General features: G+C 35.8%; 18 protein-coding genes and 2 other annotated features. Of the genes, 16 read left to right on the top strand and 2 right to left on the bottom strand.

From position 1 onward, the window contains the following. The first annotated feature begins 11 nt into the window (after positions 1-11). The 6 genes from P3T75_RS09595 (at position 12) to P3T75_RS09570 (ending at position 4,748) form a co-directional block, all read left to right on the top strand. Entirely contained in the window at positions 12-1,283 is a 1,272-nt protein-coding gene (locus tag P3T75_RS09595; RefSeq protein ID WP_206903786.1) for a gluconate:proton symporter, read from the top strand. A gap of 24 nt (positions 1,284-1,307) precedes the next feature. Next, positions 1,308-2,267 (top strand): sugar kinase, encoded by a 960-nt coding sequence (locus P3T75_RS09590; protein WP_206903787.1) that lies wholly within the window; start codon positions 1,308-1,310, stop codon positions 2,265-2,267. After that, positions 2,268-2,903: an orotidine 5'-phosphate decarboxylase / HUMPS family protein gene (locus P3T75_RS09585; protein ID WP_282461439.1), complete on the top strand. Its 636-nt coding sequence runs from the start codon at positions 2,268-2,270 to the stop codon at positions 2,901-2,903. It begins immediately after the preceding gene. Then, a complete protein-coding gene (hxlB, locus tag P3T75_RS09580) occupies positions 2,890-3,432 on the top strand; it encodes a 6-phospho-3-hexuloisomerase (RefSeq protein ID WP_206903789.1) in 543 nt (180 codons plus the stop codon). Before P3T75_RS09585 ends, hxlB begins: the two co-directional genes overlap by 14 nt. A gap of 9 nt (positions 3,433-3,441) precedes the next feature. Continuing rightward, entirely contained in the window at positions 3,442-4,080 is a 639-nt protein-coding gene (locus tag P3T75_RS09575) for a bifunctional 2-keto-4-hydroxyglutarate aldolase/2-keto-3-deoxy-6-phosphogluconate aldolase (protein ID WP_282461438.1), read from the top strand. 197 nt (positions 4,081-4,277) lie between these two features. After that, complete coding sequence (locus tag P3T75_RS09570; RefSeq protein WP_206903791.1) at positions 4,278-4,748, top strand: glutathione peroxidase; 471 nt, start codon at positions 4,278-4,280, stop codon at positions 4,746-4,748. A gap of 203 nt (positions 4,749-4,951) precedes the next feature. On the opposite strand, the gene P3T75_RS09565 is transcribed toward P3T75_RS09570, so the two are convergent. Beyond that, positions 4,952-6,382, bottom strand: coding sequence for a helix-turn-helix domain-containing protein (locus P3T75_RS09565; RefSeq protein WP_282461437.1), 1,431 nt, complete (start codon positions 6,380-6,382; stop codon positions 4,952-4,954). Between the two features lie 247 nt (positions 6,383-6,629). On the opposite strand from P3T75_RS09565, the gene P3T75_RS09560 reads away from it, so the two are divergent. The 9 genes from P3T75_RS09560 to celB all read left to right on the top strand — a co-directional run bounded on the left by P3T75_RS09560 (position 6,630) and on the right by celB (position 17,260). Then, positions 6,630-7,508 carry an LPXTG cell wall anchor domain-containing protein gene (locus P3T75_RS09560; protein ID WP_282461436.1) on the top strand — a complete coding sequence of 293 codons (879 nt, stop codon included), beginning with the start codon at positions 6,630-6,632 and terminating at the stop codon, positions 7,506-7,508. A gap of 498 nt (positions 7,509-8,006) precedes the next feature. Continuing rightward, positions 8,007-9,326, top strand: coding sequence for a CHAP domain-containing protein (locus P3T75_RS09555; RefSeq protein WP_282461435.1), 1,320 nt, complete (start codon positions 8,007-8,009; stop codon positions 9,324-9,326). A 230-nt stretch (positions 9,327-9,556) separates the two neighbouring features. Then, complete coding sequence (locus P3T75_RS09550) at positions 9,557-10,924, top strand: gluconokinase (protein ID WP_282461434.1); 1,368 nt, start codon at positions 9,557-9,559, stop codon at positions 10,922-10,924. Between the two features lie 319 nt (positions 10,925-11,243). Then, entirely contained in the window at positions 11,244-12,677 is a 1,434-nt protein-coding gene (locus P3T75_RS09545) for a 6-phospho-beta-glucosidase (RefSeq protein WP_282461433.1), read from the top strand. Between the two features lie 23 nt (positions 12,678-12,700). Beyond that, on the top strand, positions 12,701-13,015 hold the full coding sequence (locus tag P3T75_RS09540; RefSeq protein ID WP_230708972.1) for a PTS cellobiose transporter subunit IIB: 315 nt from the start codon (positions 12,701-12,703) through the stop codon (positions 13,013-13,015). A 16-nt stretch (positions 13,016-13,031) separates the two neighbouring features. Then, positions 13,032-15,014, top strand: coding sequence for a BglG family transcription antiterminator (locus P3T75_RS09535; protein WP_282461432.1), 1,983 nt, complete (start codon positions 13,032-13,034; stop codon positions 15,012-15,014). A gap of 19 nt (positions 15,015-15,033) precedes the next feature. Further along, complete coding sequence (locus P3T75_RS09530; protein ID WP_396139427.1) at positions 15,034-15,387, top strand: PTS cellobiose transporter subunit IIA; 354 nt, start codon at positions 15,034-15,036, stop codon at positions 15,385-15,387. A 14-nt stretch (positions 15,388-15,401) separates the two neighbouring features. Beyond that, a complete protein-coding gene (locus tag P3T75_RS09525) occupies positions 15,402-15,905 on the top strand; it encodes a hypothetical protein (protein ID WP_282461431.1) in 504 nt (167 codons plus the stop codon). Between the two features lie 14 nt (positions 15,906-15,919). Then, positions 15,920-17,260, top strand: a complete 1,341-nt coding sequence (gene celB / locus P3T75_RS09520; protein ID WP_282461430.1) for a PTS cellobiose transporter subunit IIC — start codon at positions 15,920-15,922, stop codon at positions 17,258-17,260. Positions 17,261-17,423: 163 nt separating this feature from the next. Here the strand turns inward: celB and P3T75_RS09515 are convergent, their stop codons facing one another. Further along, positions 17,424-18,533 carry an ABC transporter ATP-binding protein gene (locus P3T75_RS09515; RefSeq protein WP_206903804.1) on the bottom strand — a complete coding sequence of 370 codons (1,110 nt, stop codon included), beginning with the start codon at positions 18,531-18,533 and terminating at the stop codon, positions 17,424-17,426. Positions 18,534-18,807: 274 nt separating this feature from the next. Next, positions 18,808-19,050: a binding site (T-box leader), on the top strand. 36 nt (positions 19,051-19,086) lie between these two features. Beyond that, positions 19,087-19,324 (top strand) — a binding site (T-box leader). A 132-nt stretch (positions 19,325-19,456) separates the two neighbouring features. Here P3T75_RS09515 and P3T75_RS09510 point away from each other — a divergent pair. After that, positions 19,457-20,527, top strand: coding sequence for a methionine ABC transporter ATP-binding protein (locus tag P3T75_RS09510; protein ID WP_206903805.1), 1,071 nt, complete (start codon positions 19,457-19,459; stop codon positions 20,525-20,527). Position 20,528: the final 1 nt, after the last annotated feature.

Below are 20,528 nucleotides of genomic sequence, written 5' to 3'. Positions count from 1 at the left end.
AGGCGTAGAACATGGGTGGCGCAATAACTGGAATTTTACTTGCATTAACCTTTATCGTATTTGTCATTTACGCGATGAAAGGCGGAAACTTAACCGTCGGCTTCTTCGTTATGGCAGTTTTATGGACGATTATTGGCTTGGTTCCTTTTAACCAAGCAATTAAAGAAATTTTTACTGAACCTGTTTTGAATTATGGGAAAACAGCAGCATATATTATTTTTGGTTCTTGGTTTGGACGTGTGCTAGTAGATACTGGTATTGCAGGAAGTATTAGCCGTCGGACAGAAAAAGTAGGAAAGAAAAGCCCGGTATTAGCAACAATTTTAATCGCTTTTGTAATCGCTTTAATATTTACCAGCTCTTACGGTGTAGGGTCTGCGATTGCTGTCGGCGTGATCTTGTTTCCAATTATGTTCTCCATTGGTGTACCACGAAATATTGCCGTTTCGGTTTTTACGATTGCAATTGGTGCCGCGATGTATGTGAACAATGTTTTGTTCGTTCAATTTCAAGTGTTCTTCCCTAAAGTTGCCTGGGGCCCACATTATCAACGTTTTGGTTTTGTTGCAATGGGCATTCAGATGGTTATTTTAGTGCTATTCATTTTATTTAATGCAAAAAAAATTCGCAATGGCAAACCTGAAATTATTGAAAGTGACAGTGAAGAAGAGATCGTGGAAGTACCAATTTGGACGTATGTTTTACCAGTATTACCAGTTGCTTTAAGCATTTTTGCTAAATGGGATGCCGTACCAGCTTTGCTGCTTTCAACGATTATTGCTTTTGCAGCAACTGGGAATATGAAGAAGTATACAAAGTTTGTCATGATGATGAATGAAACTGCAAAACATGCAATTAGTGATATTGCGGGATTGTTAATTATGTTGTTTGTCTTAACGATGTTCCAATCTGCAGCAGTTCATGCAATGTCTGGTTTTACGAGTGTGTTCCAACAAGTTATTCCAGATAGCAAACTAGCCTTAATCATCATTGTAGCGATTATTGCACCGCTTTCTTATTTCCGCGGTCCTTTGATGTTGTATGGTGCAGGTGCTGCTACGGCGGCAATTTTAGTGGGAACGGGAATGTTTGATCAATATTTCTTATACGGTTTACTGGTAGTTCCTTCTATGATGGGCGTTTCTGCCTGTATTACACAATCTTGGAACTTATGGTCAGTTCAATATGCAGGTTTGGATACAAAAACATTCTTATTAACGGGTCTGCCTTGGGCGTGGGCCGCAACAGTTTTGAATTTAATCGCAGCTTATATCTTACTTTAAAATAAAAGAAAAGAGGAATTTAACATGAGTGAATTTTTAACAATTGGTGAACCTATTGCATTATTTGGATCAGAAGAAGTAGATAAGTCTTTAAAAGATGCTTTGCATTTTCAAAAATTTTTAGCCGGAGCAGAAGTTAATGTAGCTGTTGGGGTGGCTCGTTTAGGTCATAGTAGTGAATATATTACACAAGTAGGAAAAGATCCGTTTGGCGAATTTATCATTGATCGACTACATGAAAATAAAATTGGGACTGATTATATTTCAGAGTCTGCAGATTTTTGGACAGCATTCCAATTAAAAGATAGAGTAAGTGATGGCGATCCAAGTATTTTCTATTTCCGTAAAGGTTCAGCAGCGGCCCATTTTGAAAAAGAGGTCCTAGATAAAATTGATTTTTCTGAAGTCAAAATGGCACACTTATCAGGTATTTTTCCAGCTATTTCACCAGAAGCACAAGAAGCATTTCGGTATTTAATTAAGCTTTTGGAAAAACATCAAATTCGGACAACTTTTGATCCAAATTTACGCCCACAATTATGGGCTAGCACTGAAGAAATGGTAAGTACAATCAATGACTTAGCTTCTCATGCGGAAATTGTTTTACCTGGTATTAATGAAGGTGAAATTTTAATGGGCAGTCGCAATCCCGAAAAAATTGCTGACTTTTACTTAAACAACGGCAACGCAACGAAAACAGTCATCGTGAAATTGGGAACAGAAGGTGCGTATGTCAAAGAAAAGAATGGTACAAGTTACACGGTTGCAGGCTTTAAGGTTGAAAAAGTAGTCGATACAGTTGGTGCAGGGGATGGCTTTGCCGTCGGATTAATCACTGCTTTAATTGAAGGCGAAGATCTAAAAGATGCAGTAGTCCGTGCCAATGCCATTGGTGCGATGGCTGTTCAATCTCCTGGGGATAACGACGGCTATCCAACGCCAGAACAATTGCAGGAATTTTTACAAAATCAGAAGGTGAAATAAATGAAGTTACAAACCGCAATTGATCGTATTTCGATAGAAGAAGCAGAAGAATTAGCGCAACAGCTTAATGGGAAAACTGATATTTTAGAGATGGGCACTTCTTTAGTTAAAGATTATGGGAATGTTGCAATTGAGCGCATGCGCCAAAAACTGACTCAGACAACGTTATTAGTAGATAGTAAAACAATTGATGAAGGAGCCTATGAGTTTAATCAGGCTTTTCATTATGGTGGAGATATTGTCACGGTGATGGGGGCTGCGTCTTATGACACCCTTGTTGCTTGTTATAAGGTTGCACAAAAAGAAAACAAAACAATGATGATTGATTTATTAGAAGTAAGTGATGAAAAAATTGCAGCAATAAAAGATTTTCCCGAGGCAATTTATGCCTTGCATCATTCGATTGATCGCAAGGATAAATTGGATGCTGTGGTAACTGTAGCAGCATTCCACGAAAAATTTCCTACAATTAAACGCTTGGCTATTGCCGGAGGTATTGATTTCGAACAAACAAAAAAATTAGCACAACAAGGATTATTGGAAGTGGTAATTGTAGGTTCAAAAATTGCCAAAGCACAAGATCCAATTAAGGCAGTAAATGAATTTATGGAGGCAATTCATTATGAAAACAATTGAAACAATTATGGCAGAAATTAATCACGTCATGGCATTAGTGGATGAAAAACAACTGGAAGATGCATTACCTTTGTTTCAAAAAAACAAACGTATCTTTGTTATTGGCGCAGGTCGAAGTGGCTTTCAAGCAAAAGGATTTGCTATGCGTCTAATGCATATTGGCTATACTGATTTTGTGATGGGAGAAACCATTACACCTTCAATTCAAAAAGGAGATACCTGGGTAGCTATTTCAGGTTCGGGGACCACCAAAGGAATTGTAGCAGATACACAAGCAGCTAAAAAGTTAGGTTTAGACATCGTTGTTTTGACTAGTGATTTGACATCGCCGCTGGCCGAATTAGCCGATAAAGTTATTGTTGTGCCTGGTGCAACTAAAACAGGTGCAGGGATTAAATCTGTTCAATTATTATCAAGTCTTTTTGATCAAACTGTGCATATTACATTAGATGCATTGACGTTGAAATTAGCCGCACGAGACGAAACTTCGAATGAAGATGCGCTACATGAACACGTCAATGTAGAGTAGAGGTTCGCGATGAAAAAAGGAGAAGTTTTAGCTCGCCTTGAAAAAACAGGAATTGTTGCAGTCATCAGAGAAGAAACGGCGCAACAGGCGCTAAATGCGGCAAAAGCAGTTGTTGCAGGTGGAATTTTGGGATTAGAAGTGACGTTTTCTGTACCTAATGCTGCTGCTGTGATTACGCAGCTTAATGAAATCTATCCTGTAAAAAGTGGTGTAGTCATTGGTGCAGGTACGGTACTTGATGCAACGACGGCGCGGTTGGCAATTATGGCAGGGGCTGAATTTATTGTGAGTCCTACTTTTAACAAAGAAACGGCTCAAATCTGTAACTTGTATCAGATTCCTTATTTGCCTGGATGTATGACAATAACAGAAATGCAGCAGGCGTTGATGAGTGGAGCAGAAATTGTAAAGTTGTTTCCTGCTAACAATTTTGAACCAACATTAATTAAGAGTATTAAAGCTCCGTTGCCACAAATTAGCATTATGCCAACAGGTGGCATTAATCTAGATAACCTGGCAGCTTGGAAAAATGCTGGGGCTCTCTTGGTTGGGGTTGGTGGTAATCTTTTTCAAGGCGTTGCCGAAAATGACTACGCACAAGTAACCAAAACGGCCGCGCTCTATAGCAAAAAATGGCAGCAAATCTGATTTTGGAAACATGAATTTTTTTAACGAAATGAAGACTTGGGTCTTGAGGTGCTTTTTAGTTGGATTTTTTCTGACGTATAAAAGCAACACTTATGGACCAAGTCTTTTTTTGCCGTCATGAAGCAAATCAACAAAATACGCAAGAATAGAAAATTAACGTATAATGAGTGCATTGATAAGTAATTAGGAGGGATAAAATGTCAATTTATGATTATACAGTAAAAGATGTCACCGGAAAATCTGTGTCGATGAAAGATTATGCAGGGAAAGTTTTGCTCATTGTAAATACTGCTACAGGATGTGGTTTTACACCACAATATGAAGGACTGGAAAATTTATATCAACGCTTTCAGGCAGAAGGATTTGAAATATTGGATTTTCCTTGTAATCAGTTTGGTAATCAAGCTCCTGGTAGTAATGAAGAAATTCAGGAATTTTGCCAATTACGTTATCACACGACGTTTAAGACATTTGGAAAAATTGAAGTAAATGGTGAAAATGAGGCACCTTTATATCAATTCTTAAAAAAAGAACAAAAAGGATTAGGCGCGGCGATTAAATGGAACTTTACAAAATTTATTGTTGACCGTAACGGCAAAGTCGTAAAGCGCTTTGCATCTGCTACTCCACCTGAAAAAATTATCCCAACCATTGAACAATTACTTTAAAGAGCTGCAAAAAAACTTTTAGCCTTTTATCACTAGAAATTCAGTCAATAAAGTAAAGGTCTTTATTGCTTATTTCTAAGTAAAGGGCTAAAAGTTTTTTTATCTTTAAGAAAGTATAAGTTTTTGACAAGTAAAAAGATTAGAGCAACAGTTTTAACAAGATCTGACTTCACATGTTGCGAGGATTTGCGAAGCTTTTTTATTTAAAAGCTATTTTTCGTTCTTAAAATAAAAATTTGGTTTGCTACTTTTTTGATTAAAGACTGCAATGCCGCTTGATCCAATTGGCTTTCAAGTAGATAAATAATTTTAGCTTCGTAACGGACATCTGTTAGAGGGCAATCTGTAATAATGATATCGCATTGGCTAAAAACACGTCTTTTAAATAGAAGCTGGTCTGTGCCAAAGATATGTTCTAATTGTGCACACAAATCATCGGCTACGTAATAGTCTCGGGTGTAATTGACTCCAATTTGTATTTTTGAAGTTGGTTTGAAGCGATCATAAAAATGCAGCAAATCTTCAATCATCCAATCTGAATCGTATTTTTTTATAACGTGATTTTGAGTATTTGCAAAGTCCTGGTAAAAGGCGGAAATTTTTTTTTGGATAATACCATGATTCAGTTCATTTTGTAGGCTAGAGCTGGGTAGGGTCGTGTTAGGTTGAGTAGGCACAAAGAGCTTGGCGTAAAGTTGATGCCGGATAAAGTTTAACGTATAAAGTTCGAGTTCTTCTAAAGGTACCAGCAAATTAAATTGTGAGATAAAATCAGTCAATAAATCTTTTGTTGCTAAAAAAATGGGTGCCTGTAAATTTTTTAGTTGAAGATATTGTTTGTGATTTAACGTAGGACTGTCAATTTTCGCAAGAGAAAGTCGCGCTAATAGATTAATGAGATAACGCTGATCTTGCGTCACAGGCGCCTGTTCTTTTACGATATCAAAAGATTGGATAAATAGACTAGAAAAATTTTCCAAATTTTTGAGACTAGCGCGAAATTCAGTTAAACTCGTGACGGGAAAATAAGTATGAACGGACTGAAAAATGACAAAAAGTTTGTCTAGCATACTAGAATTAAGCTCCAAAATAATTCTGTCTGTAAAATAAGTACGTAAAACTTGGTTTCTATTTGCGTTTTTTTGCGCATGAAAGATAGGACCTGTATTGGTATGGATATTCCAATAGATGTCTAACATACAGTATTGAATTTGAATTTCACTGCCACTAATTTTTTTGGTTCCATTGGCTGCAAAGTTTATTGTAATCCCATACAGTGCTAAAAAATTATTGATTTCTTTCATCTTAGAATAAACATGTGGTGCACTAAAATGGGTTGCTTGACTAATTTTAGTAATTGAAGTATTCGACTTATCCAATAACGAAGTTAAGATAATATAATTTGTCGCAGCTTCGCAGTAATTTGTAAAAAGTTGATAGTACAGACGTGCGCAATCTTGGGAAGCAATATCTAAAAAAATGAATTTATTTTCTTTTTTGATGGCTTTAACTGGATAGTCAATCTGAAATAAATCTTTTTTTAGTTCTTGTAAATAGACTGTTAAATTCGCCTCAGAAATTTTAAAACGATTCGCAATGAAATGCGTTGTAATTGGAAAATCGAGGTCTGCCAAAAACTTGAAAATATTTAATTTGATTCTGTTTTTTTCTTTAATAAATGATTTTGAATTGCGGCTTGCGTTTCCATAGTTTCACCTCACCTAGATAGTAGCACGCAATGCAATTTTATGAAAAAATATCACTTTTCAAAAAAATATATAATAAAACGACTGTTTTCAAACGTATACTCAGTGCAACATTTAATGAAACGGGGTATATAATTTGAAAAAAACGAAGAAAATCTTTATTGTTAGTATTTTTATGACATTTTTTATGACAACAACTGGTAGTATTGCTCATGGAAGCTCTTTAGACGAACAAAATCAAGCAACTGTTGCATCTAGTGGCTGGGCAAACGCCAATTGCATTACCTTTTCTGATGATTTTTACTTATTTAATTCTGGAGTAACTAAGATGCAAGTAGGTCAAAAAATTACCGTTTATGGTGAAATAGATTTCTCGGGAGATACGCTTCCAATTGGTCAAGCTCAAATTATTTTTTCCAATGTAGACCCTGCGTTAGCTGCATCTTATGATAATAATTTGACTTTTGACTTTACGAATAAAAAAGGATACTTCTCCTTTTCGATTGTTTTACTGGATTCAATTGTTGGTCCTAAATTATTCACGGTGAAAGTTTTGGATAGTAATCCAGAAGATAAACAGCATTTGACTCCTTATAGCCAAACACAAACGATTATCCAAGATCCAAACGATCCATACTTAGATACGAAGAATGACGACCCAAGTGAGCCAAGTGAGCCAAGTGAGCCAAGTGAGCCAAGTGAGCCAAGTGAGCCAAGTGAGCCAAGTGAGCCAAGTGAGCCAAGTGAGCCAAGTGAGCCAAGTGAGCCAAGTGAGCCAAGTGAGCCAAGTGAGCCAAGTGGGCCAAGTGAACCAAGTGAACCAAGTGAACCAAGTGAACCAAGTGAGCCAAGTGAGCCAAGTGAACCAAGTGAACCAAGTGAACCAAGTAAACCAAAGCAGCAAGGTAACGTTGAGAAAGATGAAAGTTCGATTTTAGAAACGAAAAAGCAAAAACTATTACCTAAGATGGGTGAAAAAGAAAATGTTTGGCTAGTTATTTTGGGTGGAATTTTGTCATTATCTGTGCCAATCTTTTGGAAATTTCGTAAATAAATAGAATGATTTAAGTGCTAGCCGTTAGGATGAAAGCTGTTAAAGTTAATATTATGAAGTATTTTTAGGTCATGCAAATCGTAATCTTCCCCTTATTTTGTGATAAAAAAGACGCTAGGAAAAAAGTCCACTCAACTTTTCTCCTAGCGTCTTTATAGTGTTCATTTCAGATTAAAAATTATTTTACAAAGAAAAAAATTTTTTGACTTTCAATTGAAAAAAGGTTGGATAATTGAATGGTTTTCATCTTTTCTTGATTAAAAAGAACAAGAAATAATAGAAAGTATAGTTATTAATCACTATAAATAATGGAATAGTGCTTTTTTGACAATTGTAAAAAAAACATTGTGTTTTGAAATGTTTTTGTAACATAGCTATTATTTGTTTGACATATCACTGTGTTAAACTGCTCTTAGCGTTAAAAGAGAAGAGAAATTTTTAACCTGTAATTATTATTTATTAAATAAGAAAATAAGACGCCATTCGGAGGAATTTTACGTGAAGAAGAGTTTGTTATCAGCATTATTAGTTTGCTCATTAACACTTGCAGCCGTACCAAGTAATGTAGCCTTTGCAGATACTATTGATGAGAAAATTGAAGCACAGGATCAAAAAATTAACAGCTTACAAGGTCAACAGGCTGATGTTTCCAATCAAATTAGTTCATTAGAAGCTGAAATTGCCGCAGTTGCTGAAAAAGTCAGCGACTTAGAAAATAAACAAGCTAAATTAAATGAAGACACAATGAAATTGCAAGATAAAATCGCTACATTAAAAGTGCGAATTGCTAAACGCGAAGAAGCAATCAAAAAACAAGCTCGCGATGTTCAAGTGAACGGTCAAAGCACAAACTTTATCGATGCAGTTGTTGAGTCTGACTCTCTATCAGATGCTATTGGTCGCGTTCAAGCGATGACAACAATTGTTAAGGCCAACAACGACTTGGTTGCCCAACAAAAACGTGACAAACAAGCAGTTGAAACAAAAGTTAAAGAAAATGAAGAAAAAGTTAACGCACTAGCTGCTAACCAAAAAGAGTTAGAAACACAAAAAAATGCGATTGCCAATAAGCAAGCCGAATTAAATGTCTTAAAAGCTAACTTAGCTGCTGAAGAAGCAACTGCTAAAAGCGACAAAGATAAATTAAATAAACAAAAAGCTCAAGCAGAAGCAGAAGCAGCTCGTATCCGCAAAGAACAAGAAGCAAAAGCTGCAGCTGCTGCAAAAGAAGCAGCTCGTCAAGAAAAATTAGCAGCACAAGCACAACAAGAAACTACTACTCCTGCTAATAATGAATCTGGTTCAACTGCAGGATCAACTGAAACAAATAAACCTGCGCAAGATAACCAAACTGGTAATACTGGTAATAACAATAATAATAATTCAAATGATAACGATACAAACAATGATAATAACGACTCTGGTAATAATAACTGGGGTGGTTCAGGTAATGGAATCGATCATTCTGGCTCAGGTAATATGTATGCACAAGGACAATGTACTTGGTATGTAAAACAAGTTGCGCCTTGGGTAGGCACTTACTGGGGTAATGGAGCACAATGGGGTGGTTCAGCTGCTGCTGATGGTTACCGCGTTGATGGAACACCAGCTGCTGGAGCAGTTGTAGTATTTGCTGGTGGCCAAAGTGTTGGTAGTTGGAATGCTGATCCAGTATATGGTCACGTAGCTTACGTTGAATCATACAATGCAGCTAACAACACAATTACAATTTCACAAGGTGGTATGGGCTTCTCATCACCAACTGGTCCAAACATCGAAACATTAAGCGCATCTGGCTTAACTTATATTCACCGTTAATGTAATGAATCTTCAAGACGTCGATAATATTTCGACGTCTTTTTTTGTTCTGTAAAGGAAGTATAAACTTTCCACACGAAAAAAATTGATTTGACTGCAATAAAATCGTTATGACTAAAAGTTAGGAGGTATAGTTCGCATTTTTAACGTCACTTTATTTTAGAGAGAAACACTCTTATGCTAGAATAAGAAGAATAACATGAAGTGAGCTAAAATAGAGGTGGATAAATTTGGCTGTATTTTTAGGAATCGATATTGGAACCACAGCAATTAAGCTAGGGGTAATTTATGAGCAACAACTATTGTTTGAAACGAGTGTGAAATTAACGACTTATGAAGATAAAGCAGCAAGATACCAACGTGCCTCAGAAATTATCGCTTTGTTAGAAAAAGGGATTTTTCTAATTCCGAAAGATCTACGAAAAAAAATTTCAATAATGAGTTTTAGTACGGCAATGCACAGTTTGCGGCCGGCTAATAGTCAAAGGGTCTTTTTGTGGTCAGACTTACAGGCAGGAGAAACGATTGCGGAATTTTCTAAAACAAAATTAGCGAAAGATTTTTATCAACTAACAGGCACACCGATTCATGCAATGTCGCCCTTTGCAAAACTGCTTTATTTTAAAGAAACTAATAAATATCAAGAAGTGACACAATGGTCGGGGTTAAAAGAACTGGTCTTGGAATACTTTACTGGGGAATTTATCATTGATCGTGCTTGTGCTTCAGCTACAGGATATTATGATTTGGAAAAGAAAACCTGGAGTACAGAAATTCTATCTTATCTGTCAATTAAGCCAAATCAATTAGCTGAAATTGTCGACACGACGAAAACACTGGCTATGAAGATAGATAAAATTAAACACTTTGGTTTTGCACCAAGGATAAAAGTTGCAGTTGGTGCTAGCGATGGCACGCTGGCAGCTTATGCCAGTTTTTATCGCACGAAAAGAACAGCCAGTTTAACAATTGGAACGAGTGCAGCAGTCCGACAAATTGTTACCACTGCGCAATTAGAACCAAATAAACAAAATTTTTGTTACTATTTGAATGAAAAATACTTTGTAATTGGTGCACCTTCTAATAATGGTGCGTCATTATTGGAGTGGTCAGCTGCGCAATTAGCAAAAGATTCCTCTTCATTTTTTACCCAATTACCAGAGCTACTAGAAAAAACGACGATCGGTGCGAAGGGATTACGCTTTTTGCCTTATCTAAATGGTGAAAGAGCACCACTTTGGGATGAAACAGTAAGGGGCGGGTTTTATAACTTAACTCTACAACATACACGTGAAGATTTATTACGCAGTGTCATTGAAGGGATGCTATTAAATATTAGGCGTTTAGTAAAATTGGTAGCACCAAAGCAAGTGTTATCAGTAAGCGGTGGCTTTTTTAAAACGACGGAACTTGCGCAGTTGGCTAGTACAATTTTGGGTGCCAAGTGTATTTATGCGCCAGAAAACGAGCCCATTTTTGGCTTGTACTATTTGTATTTCGAGCCAGAAATACCCGCACAAAGAACAGAATACCAGTTTGTACCAAATCCAAAAGAACAAGTGATTTATGAAAAACTTGCGAAAGATTATTTTCGCTAGTGAAAAGACCATCGTAGTTAAAGTTCATCTTTAACCACGATGGTCTTTTGGTTTGTCAAAAGTTTTGTAATGTACAAATGGGTAAATAAATAAATTTATTACCTAATAATTTGATATTATGATTAGATAACGTCAAACTTATTATTCGTTGTTTTTTATGAAATCATACGAAAATAGACTAATTTGATATTTTTACAAAATGCCGTTTTAAAAAGGATAATGGAATTTTTTTCCGGAGTACTAAGGAAATATTCCGTTTGTTTGGAAAGCGTTTCCAAAATATACTATGTATGTAAATAACAAATAAGGAGGAGAATAAATGACAACTAGTTTTCCAAAAGATTTTCTCTGGGGTGGGGCAGTTGCAGCTCACCAATTAGAAGGTGCGTGGCAAGCTGGTGGTAAAGGTGTCAGTGTTGCTGACGTTATGACTGTCGGTTCACCAACCCATTATCGCGCCATTACAGATGGTGTCTTACCCAATGAGTATTATCCAAATCATGAGGGAATAGATTTTTATCATCGTTATAAAGAAGATATTGCTCTTTTTGCAGAAATGGGTTTTAAATGCTTTCGAACATCAATTGCGTGGACGCGGATTTTTCCTAACGGAGACGAAGCGGAGCCTAACGAAGCGGGTTTGAAATTTTATGATGACTTATTTGATGAATGTTTGAAGCATAATATTGAACCGGTTGTAACGTTGTCTCATTTTGAACTGCCGTATCATTTGGTAACAGAGTATGGTGGCTTTCGTAATCGTAAGTTAATTGACTTTTTCCTCCGCTTTGCTGAAGTTTGCTTTAAACGATACCAAAACAAAGTGAAATATTGGATGACTTTTAATGAAATCAATAATCAAGCAAACTTCCATGAAGATTTTGCTCCATTTACAAACTCTGGTATTTTTTATCAAGAAGGAGAAGATAGAGAAGCCATTATGTATCAGGCTGCTCATTATGAGCTTGTTGCTAGTGCTAAGGCAGTAAAAATTGGGAAAGCCATTAATCCAGATTTTCAAATTGGCTGTATGATTGCTTTTGCGCCATTATATGCGGTAAATGACAAGCCTGAAAATGCGTTGATGTCAATAAAATCAATGGAGAAACGTTATTACTTTTGTGATGTCCATGTTCACGGTTTTTATCCAAATCACATCTTGAAGTATTGGGAACGTAAAGGAATTAAAATTGATTTTACACGTGAAGATGAAAAAGCATTGAAAGAAGGCACGGTTGATTATATTGGTTTTAGTTATTATATGTCGCATGCAGTTGTTCATCATGAAGAAAATGTTCACTACGATTATGACGAGACAAAAGATTTAGTACGTAATGAATTTGTTAAAGCCTCTGATTGGGGCTGGCAAATCGATCCGGTTGGGTTACGTTATTCGTTAAACTGGTTCACAGACATGTATCACGTGCCATTATTCATTGTCGAAAATGGGTTTGGTGCTTACGACAAAAAAGAAGCAGATGGCAGTGTCCATGATGAGTATCGCATTGACTATTTAAAAGCACATATTGAACAAATGAAGTTAGCCGTAATTGAAGATGGGGTTCACTTGATGGGGTATACCCCTTGGGGCTGTATTGATTTAGTTTCGGCTGGAACCGGAGAAATGGAAAAACGTTATGGTTTTATCTACGTTGATAAAGATAATAAAGGAAACGGGACTTTAGCAAGAAGTAAAAAAGATTCATTTTATTGGTATCACGAAGTAATTCAAACAAATGGTGAAAAAATTTAGAAAATTTTGAGGAGTGTATGGATATGAAAAAAGCTTTAATAATTTGTGCTGCGGGGATGTCATCTTCAATGATGGCTGCAAAAACAACGGAATATTTTAAAAACAAAGGAGAAGAAATTGTTGTCGATGCTGTCTCTGCGACAGAAGGGGACAAAATGATTAAAACCAGTGATTTTGATTTATTTTTAATTTCGCCACAAACAACTATGTTTTTAGATAAATTCAAAAAATTAGGGTCAGAAGTTGGGAAGCCTGTTGTTAGTATCCCATTTCAAGCTTACGTGCCAATTCCAACTGGTATTCAAAAACTAAGTGAAGTTATTGAAGAAAATATTTAGAAAATGAGGGAAGATAATGAGACCAAAGGAAAGAGAATTGCTCTTGCACTTAATCCAGTATCAAGGTGATTTTGTCACTAGCCAACATTTGGCCTCTGAGTTGTCATTGTCTGACCGTACTGTCCGCACATATATCACGCGTCTAAAAGAACTTATTGCAGAAAATGGGGGTGTGATCACTGCTAAACAAGGTTATGGTTATTGTTTGACTATTGTAAATAAATTGAATTTCGATCTTTTTTTGGCAAAACAAGGCATTACCTTAAATAGTGAAGAAAAAGCACCCTTGATTTCTGATATTACAGATCGGGAAAATTATATTCTAAATAAGTTGCTACTAGAAGAGGCAACTATAAATTTAGATGACTTGACTGAAGAATTATTTATTAGTCGTTCTTCTTTGAGCAAAGATATGCAAGAAATCAAAGAGAAACTAAAACCGTATACGTTAACACTTGCTTCAAAGCATGGCGTGGGTCTTTTTGTTAAAGGGGATGAACGGAGTAAACGCCATTTCATTTTAGATACTTTTTTTGGGAAAAATTATACCAATTCGCTTAAAAAGTATCTAGGTAATAGCCCGCTTTTTCAAGATATTAGTTTTGAAGAATTGACGATTATTATTTTGGATGAAATTAGAGAGGCAAAGTTAAAAATATCTGACATTATTATTCAAAATTTAGTTCTGCATCTTGCCTTAAGTATTAAGCGTTTAAAAGAAGGTTTTGAAATCAAGGAACTTGGAATAGCAGCTGACATTTCTGAAAAGATAGAGTATGAAGTTGCTAGAAAAATAGTCAGTCGGATCGAGGTGTTTTCTAAAATCGCTTTTCCCTCAGAAGAGATATCTTATCTTGCCTTACACTTAATGGCAAAATCAAATCATCCGGTTGTAGAAGAAAATCAAGAACTAACGGGAGCGCTAACTCAGGCTATAGCACTATTAAGTAACAGCCTAGGTTATTCTCTAAACGAAGATTATCAGTTGAAAAGTGGTCTATTGGATCATTTAAAGCCAATGCTAGTTCGGCTCGAAAGAAAAATTTCTTTAGATAATCCATTGACAAGTGAAATAAAAAGTAATTATCCCCAGGCCTTTGAGCTAACTAAAAACTATTTAGGTCAGATGCCAGTTTTAAAAGATTATCAAATTACCGATGATGAATGGGCGTATTTAACTTTACATGTAATGGCAGCAATGGAAAAAGCTAAAGACATGCAAAAAGTCCATGCTTTGATTATTTGTGCTACGGGTTATGGCAGCGCACAATTGTTAAAAAATCGTGTTGTTAACGAATTTGATAACCATATTACAATTACCAATGTTCAGGGGTATTACGAAATTAATGAGACTAGTTTAAATGATGCAGATTTAATCATTTCTTCGATTGATCTTTCGGCTATGGTTTTTCCCATTCCAATTATTCATGTTAGTGTTTTTCTAAATGATGAGGATGTTGCAAGAATTCGGAAAACGATTCATAAAATTAGTACCAAAAATCGACAAATGATAAATCTTAAATTAAATGACGGAAAAGATCAGCGTAAACAAAATATGCTCACAGAACAGATGGGGGAAAAGTATTTTAAACTTTACGACATTGTGCCAACCAAGGAGCAGGTCTTACAAGAATTGGCAGAATTATTGCGTGTTAATGAAGCTGAAAATTATCCTAAAGAATTGTTAGAACAGATTAATCATCGTGAACAAATGGGACAGATTATTTTTAGTGAAAGCATTGTTGTCCCACATCCAGCACTACCGGTGGGAATTTCTACCAAAATTGCTGTGGCGCTGATTCCAAGGGGAATGAGCTGGGATGAAGAAAAGAAAATTCACTTTGTCTTTTTGATTTCGCCTTCTTATATTGAAAATAAAGGAATCACCGTTATGACTAAAGCGATTGTCAAATTAGTAGATTGCTTACCGTTTCAAGAAAAAATGTTAGCAGAACCAACTTTTACCAATTTTAGTCAACTATTTTTACAATTAATGTAAGAAAGGGAGGAGGAAAATTATGACACCAGCCAATGAAAATGTGATGAGTAGTGAAGAAATTCAAGTAGCAGCTTTTGAAATTATTTTAAATAGTGGAAATGCTCGTACTACTATTCATAAAGCCTTTGCTGCCATGAGGAAAAATGATTTTAGTAATGCAGAACAGCTTTTAAATGAGGCTAATGAAGAAATTTTACAAGCACATAAATCACAAACCGCGTTATTAAAAGATTATGCAGGTGGCAAAAAAATTGAAATGGAGATCATTATGGTTCATGCACAAGATCACTTGATGACTACGATGACGCTACTAGAAGTTGCCCAAGAAATGAAATATCTTTATGAGCAAAATGCACAAAATCAAAAAAATTAAAAGGAGGTAAAATCATGAAAGATGCCGATAAAAAAGCCCTCGATTTAGATCGTAAAAAGCTAAGTCTTAAAACAATGTATTTTAATCGTTATCTTTTCGTTCGGTATCTGAGCGCGGGCTTTTTCTTTATTAATTTATACTGGTTGATTGCACTGTTTTTAGTTCAGGGAAAAACGATCTTTATTCCAGCTCTTTTAATTCTTGGTATTTTACCAGCTGTCTTTGAACAAGCAAAGTTGTACAGTACCCCAAAAAATGTAACACCGCGCACAACAGGTTATTACTGGTTGCAGTTAATCGTCAATGTTGGATTGTTACTCGCCACTTTTACGCCATTATTTCATAGATTATTTCCTTTTATGAAGCAAGGAATAAATGGCCGTGCTTTTATCGTGGCAGCTCTTTTAATTGGTTGTTTCTTATGTTTATGGATTCAACATCGTTTACGTGATATCAGTAGTAATCATGACAAGCACTATCAACGGATTAAACAATATGAAAAATCGTTATACCTATGAAAGGGGAGTAAGATATGTTTAATTTTTTACAAAAATATTTAATGGGACCGATGGGGAAAGTCGCCCAAATGAAAATTGTTCGTGCGGTTATGGCAGCCGGGATGGCTTCCATTCCATTTACTATTGTCGGTTCAATGTTTTTGGTTTTAAATGTGTTACCAGTAGCATTTTCTGGATTAGAGGGAATATTTGAAGCTAGTTTTTTCAAGATCAGTGATTTATATATGGTAGCAAATACTATGACAATGGGTATTTTAGCTATTTATTTTGCAATCGTTTTCGCTTATGAATTGACATCCATTGAACGAGATGAACAAGGCTTAAATGTTAACCCATTAACGGGTGCACTTTTGGCAGTTTTTGCATTCTTTATATGTATCCCTGAAATTGTCTGGGAAGGAGGTAAAATGACGTTAGTTAACTCAATTACCGATACTGAAAAAGTAGTAAATGGGATTCGTATGGGGTCTTTTGCTGATCGTCTAGGGACGTCTGGTATTTTTACTGGTATTATCATGTCCGTTATTGCAGTTGAATTATATTGCTTGTGTGTAAAACGTAATTTAGTAATTAAAATGCCAGATGTTGTGCCACCAGGTGTTTCACGTTCTTTTACCGCTTTAATCCCAACTTTTGTAATCGCTTTTGTTGTAATGATTATTAACGGCGTTTTGATTGCTCTTGGTACAGATATTTTTAAAGTCATCTACATTCCATTTAGTTTTGTGACGAATTTAACCAATACATGGCTAGGAATCATGGTGATTTACTTCTTAATCCATGCACTATGGATTGTCGGAATTCATGGAGCAAATATTATTACTTCTTTTCTAACTCCAATTGTACTAGCCAATATGGCTGCCAATGCGGCGGGAGCAAATTATCCACTAGCTGGTGAATTTAATAATTCTTATGTAACTGTTGGTGGTTCCGGTGCAACGTTAGGATTGATTATTTTTATTGCTTTCATGGCAAAATCAGATCAATTAAAGGTTTTAGGAAAAGCTTCGCTTGTGCCGGGCATTTTTAACATCAATGAACCAATTATTTTTGGTATGCCAATTGTTTACAATCCATTTTTGGCTTTACCATTTTTCTTAGCACCAATGGCTTCAGCATCTTTAGCCTATTTTGCTATTAAATTTGAAATTGTTAAACCAATGCTAGCGCAAATGCCTTGGCCATCTCCAGTAGGAATTGGTGCATTCATTGGTTCCGGTGGTGACTGGAAAGCAGCTGTTTTAGCTGTATTGTGTGCAATACTAGCTTTTGCAATCTGGTTTCCATTCATCAAATTCTATGACAATAAATTGTTGAAAGAAGAACAAGAAAAAGCCAAAGAATTAGCAGCTTAATTAAATAAGTGAACCGTCTCTTTTTGAGAGACGGTTTTTTTAAGCCAATTATTTATAAAAACATAATTGTGAATAATTGGCTATTTATGTAAACGACAAAACAAAAAACGCTCGCATTTGCGAACGTTTTTTGCCTTTATGGGAAAATAAGAAATGAACAAGATTAAGGTAATTTAATAACATTTTCGCTATCTTTATCAAAGAAATGAGCTTTATTGATATTGAAAGCAAGGTCAATGAATTCACCTGGTTTATGGAAGTCACGGGCATCAACTTTTGATACAAATTCAGTTTCGCCAGTTTTTGTATACAACATGGATTCTGCTCCAAGTAATTCTGAAACAACGACTTCAGCGTTAACTGTTGCTTCTGGTGAAGCGTCAATTGCGACTTGTTCAGAGTGAATATCTTCAGGACGAATACCAAAGATAACTTCTTTTCCTTCGTAACCTTTTTCAACTAAAATTTTATTTTTTCCTTCTGGAATACGTAATTTTAAGCCATAGCCATCTGTGATTACTCCGTTATTTAATGTAACGTTGAAGAAGTTCATAGCAGGAGAGCCAATGAAGCCTGCAACAAAGACATTTACCGGTGTATCGTATACTTGTTGCGGTGTGCCGATTTGTTGGATAAAACCATCTTTCATGATAACAATTCGGTCAGCCATTGTCATAGCTTCAGTTTGGTCATGGGTTACGTAAATTGTAGTTGTGTTTAAGCGTTGGTGTAATTTCGCAATTTCAGCACGCATGGCAACACGTAATTTTGCATCTAAGTTTGACAAAGGTTCATCCATTAAGAAGACTTTTGCATCACGAACGATTGCACGACCTAACGCAACCCGTTGACGTTGTCCACCAGATAAAGCGGCAGGTTTACGGTCTAAATATTCTGTTAAGCCTAAAATTTCAGCCGCATTTTCAACCCGTGTTTTAATATCTGCTTTGTCATATTTACGTAATTTCAAACCAAAAGCCATGTTATCAAATACTGTCATATGTGGGTATAATGCGTAGTTTTGGAATACCATGGCGATGTCGCGATCTTTTGGTGCAACGTCATTCATGACTTTTTCGCCAATTGAAAGTTCGCCTTCTGTAATATCTTCAAGGCCAGCAATCATTCGTAAAGTTGTTGATTTACCACAACCTGAAGGACCAACGAAAACGATAAATTCGCGATCTGCGATATTCAAATTAAAATCTGTAACGGAATAGTTTTCCGCATTGTCGTATTTTTTATAGACATGATTTAATGCCATTTGTACCATAATGATTACCTCTTTTTCTTTTTATTGTTTTGCTATGAACTTAGTATATATGTAACCGTTTTTATTTGTTAGGTCAGAATGCACAAAATCAGTCATTTTTTTTGTGCACTTTTTTGAAAATGGTTTCATTTTTTGTAGCAGCAAAATTTTTTTGTTTATTAAAACTTGAATTGACCGACTTTCCAGCGCATATACAGACAATGAGCGAAAAAAATTTATTTTTTTTGTTGACAAAAAAATTTGACTAGCGTAAACTTCATTTCAACAAATAAATAAACTTTCGTTGATGAGGAAAGTAAGTTTGGCGGACATTTTAGAGAGACACTGGTTGGTGGAAAGTGTTATGGACAAAATACTGAAAATGGCCTTGGAGAAAAAGTATGTCGATAAGTAGGCAGCTTCGGAATGTTTCACCGTTAAAAGAAACACCAATACTTTACGGGATATTTGGTAAACGTTGGATAGAGGAAAGCATAGCTTTCAAACAAAGGTGGTAACACGATTATTCGTCCTTTTATAGATTATTTTCTATAAAAGGGCTTTTTTTTATATATAAATTACGATGACCGGGTAAGTAGACAGTGAATTTTTTTAACAGAGAGCTTCGGTAGCTGAGAAGAAGTAAAAATGAAGTTGTTGAAAATGGCCTGATAGTAAATTATTTTCGAGCTAAGAAGTAAGAAGATAACGGGGGCGCCCGCTACAGCGCTAGAGTATGCTAGTACTTGAAGAGGAATTTAGCGTGAGCTAAATTCAAAATGAGGTGGTAACACGCAAAAAGCGTCCTCAAGCAAAGAAAATTTCTTTGTTTGAGGATGCTTTTTTTGTATCAATGATTTTTTGAAAGGATGAAGATAATGGGGCAAAAACGAATGTGATGCTTTTGAAAAGACGGCATAAGACGGATTTTTAGGAGGAGAAACATGATTGATTTAAAAAATATTTCGGTGACATTTACCCAAGATAAAGATAAGGTGATCAATGCTGTTACCGATGTAGATTTGCATATCCAAAAAGGAGATGTATATGGAATTGTCGGGTATTCAGGAGCCGGTAAAAGTACATTAGTGCGTGTGATTAATTTATTGCAACGACCAACAAGGGGTACGGTGACGATTAATAATACAGAATTAACTGCCTTAAAGGATAAAAAACTACGAGAAAAACGCAAAGAAATTGGGATGATTTTCCAACATTTCAATTTGATGAATAGTCGAACGATTTTTGAAAACGTGGCATTTTCCCTTAAATACACAGGGAAATCCAAACAGGAGCGTCAACAAAAAGTCGATGAACTATTAGCGTTGGTGGGTATAAAAGATAAAGCAAATAGTTATCCCGCACAATTATCCGGTGGTCAAAAGCAGCGCGTGGCGATTGCGCGTGCTTTAGCGAATAATCCGAGTATTTTATTATGTGATGAAGCGACGAGTGCACTTGATCCTAAAACAACATCACAGATTTTAGCCCTTTTAAAAGATCTAAATAAGAAATTGGGCTTAACAATTATCATAATTACACATGAGATGCAGGTGGTAAAAGAAATTTGTAATAAAGTCGCTGTCATGGAAGCTGGCAAAATTATTGAAAAAGGTAGCAGTATTCAAGTTTTTAGCCAACCAAAGCAAGCATTGACCCGCGATTTTATTCGGACAGCAACCCATATTGATCAAGCCCTCGAGACTATTTTAACAAGCGAAAAATTTAGTCGCTTAGCAGAAAATGAATGGTTAGTGGAATTGGCGTATGTAGGCGATCAGACCAATGAACCTTTGATTGCACAGCTATATAGCCGCTATCAAGTTGTGACCAATATTTTATATGGCAACGTTGAAATTATTCAAGATGTGCCACTAGGAAGTTTGGTTGTGACGTTGGCTGGAGAAGAAAATCAGCGACGCCAAGCCTTAAAACATTTACAAAAACTTGGCGTTTATACGAATGTTTTAAAATACTCGAAAGAAAGCGCCAAAGTTGTGAGTGGAGGTTTTTAGA

This window comes from Enterococcus montenegrensis (assembly GCF_029983095.1).
In the GTDB taxonomy this organism is placed as follows: Bacteria; Bacillota; Bacilli; order Lactobacillales; family Enterococcaceae; genus Enterococcus_C; species Enterococcus_C montenegrensis.
Note: the sequence above shows the minus strand (reverse complement) of the source record. Positions and strands in the feature narration are given on the sequence as shown.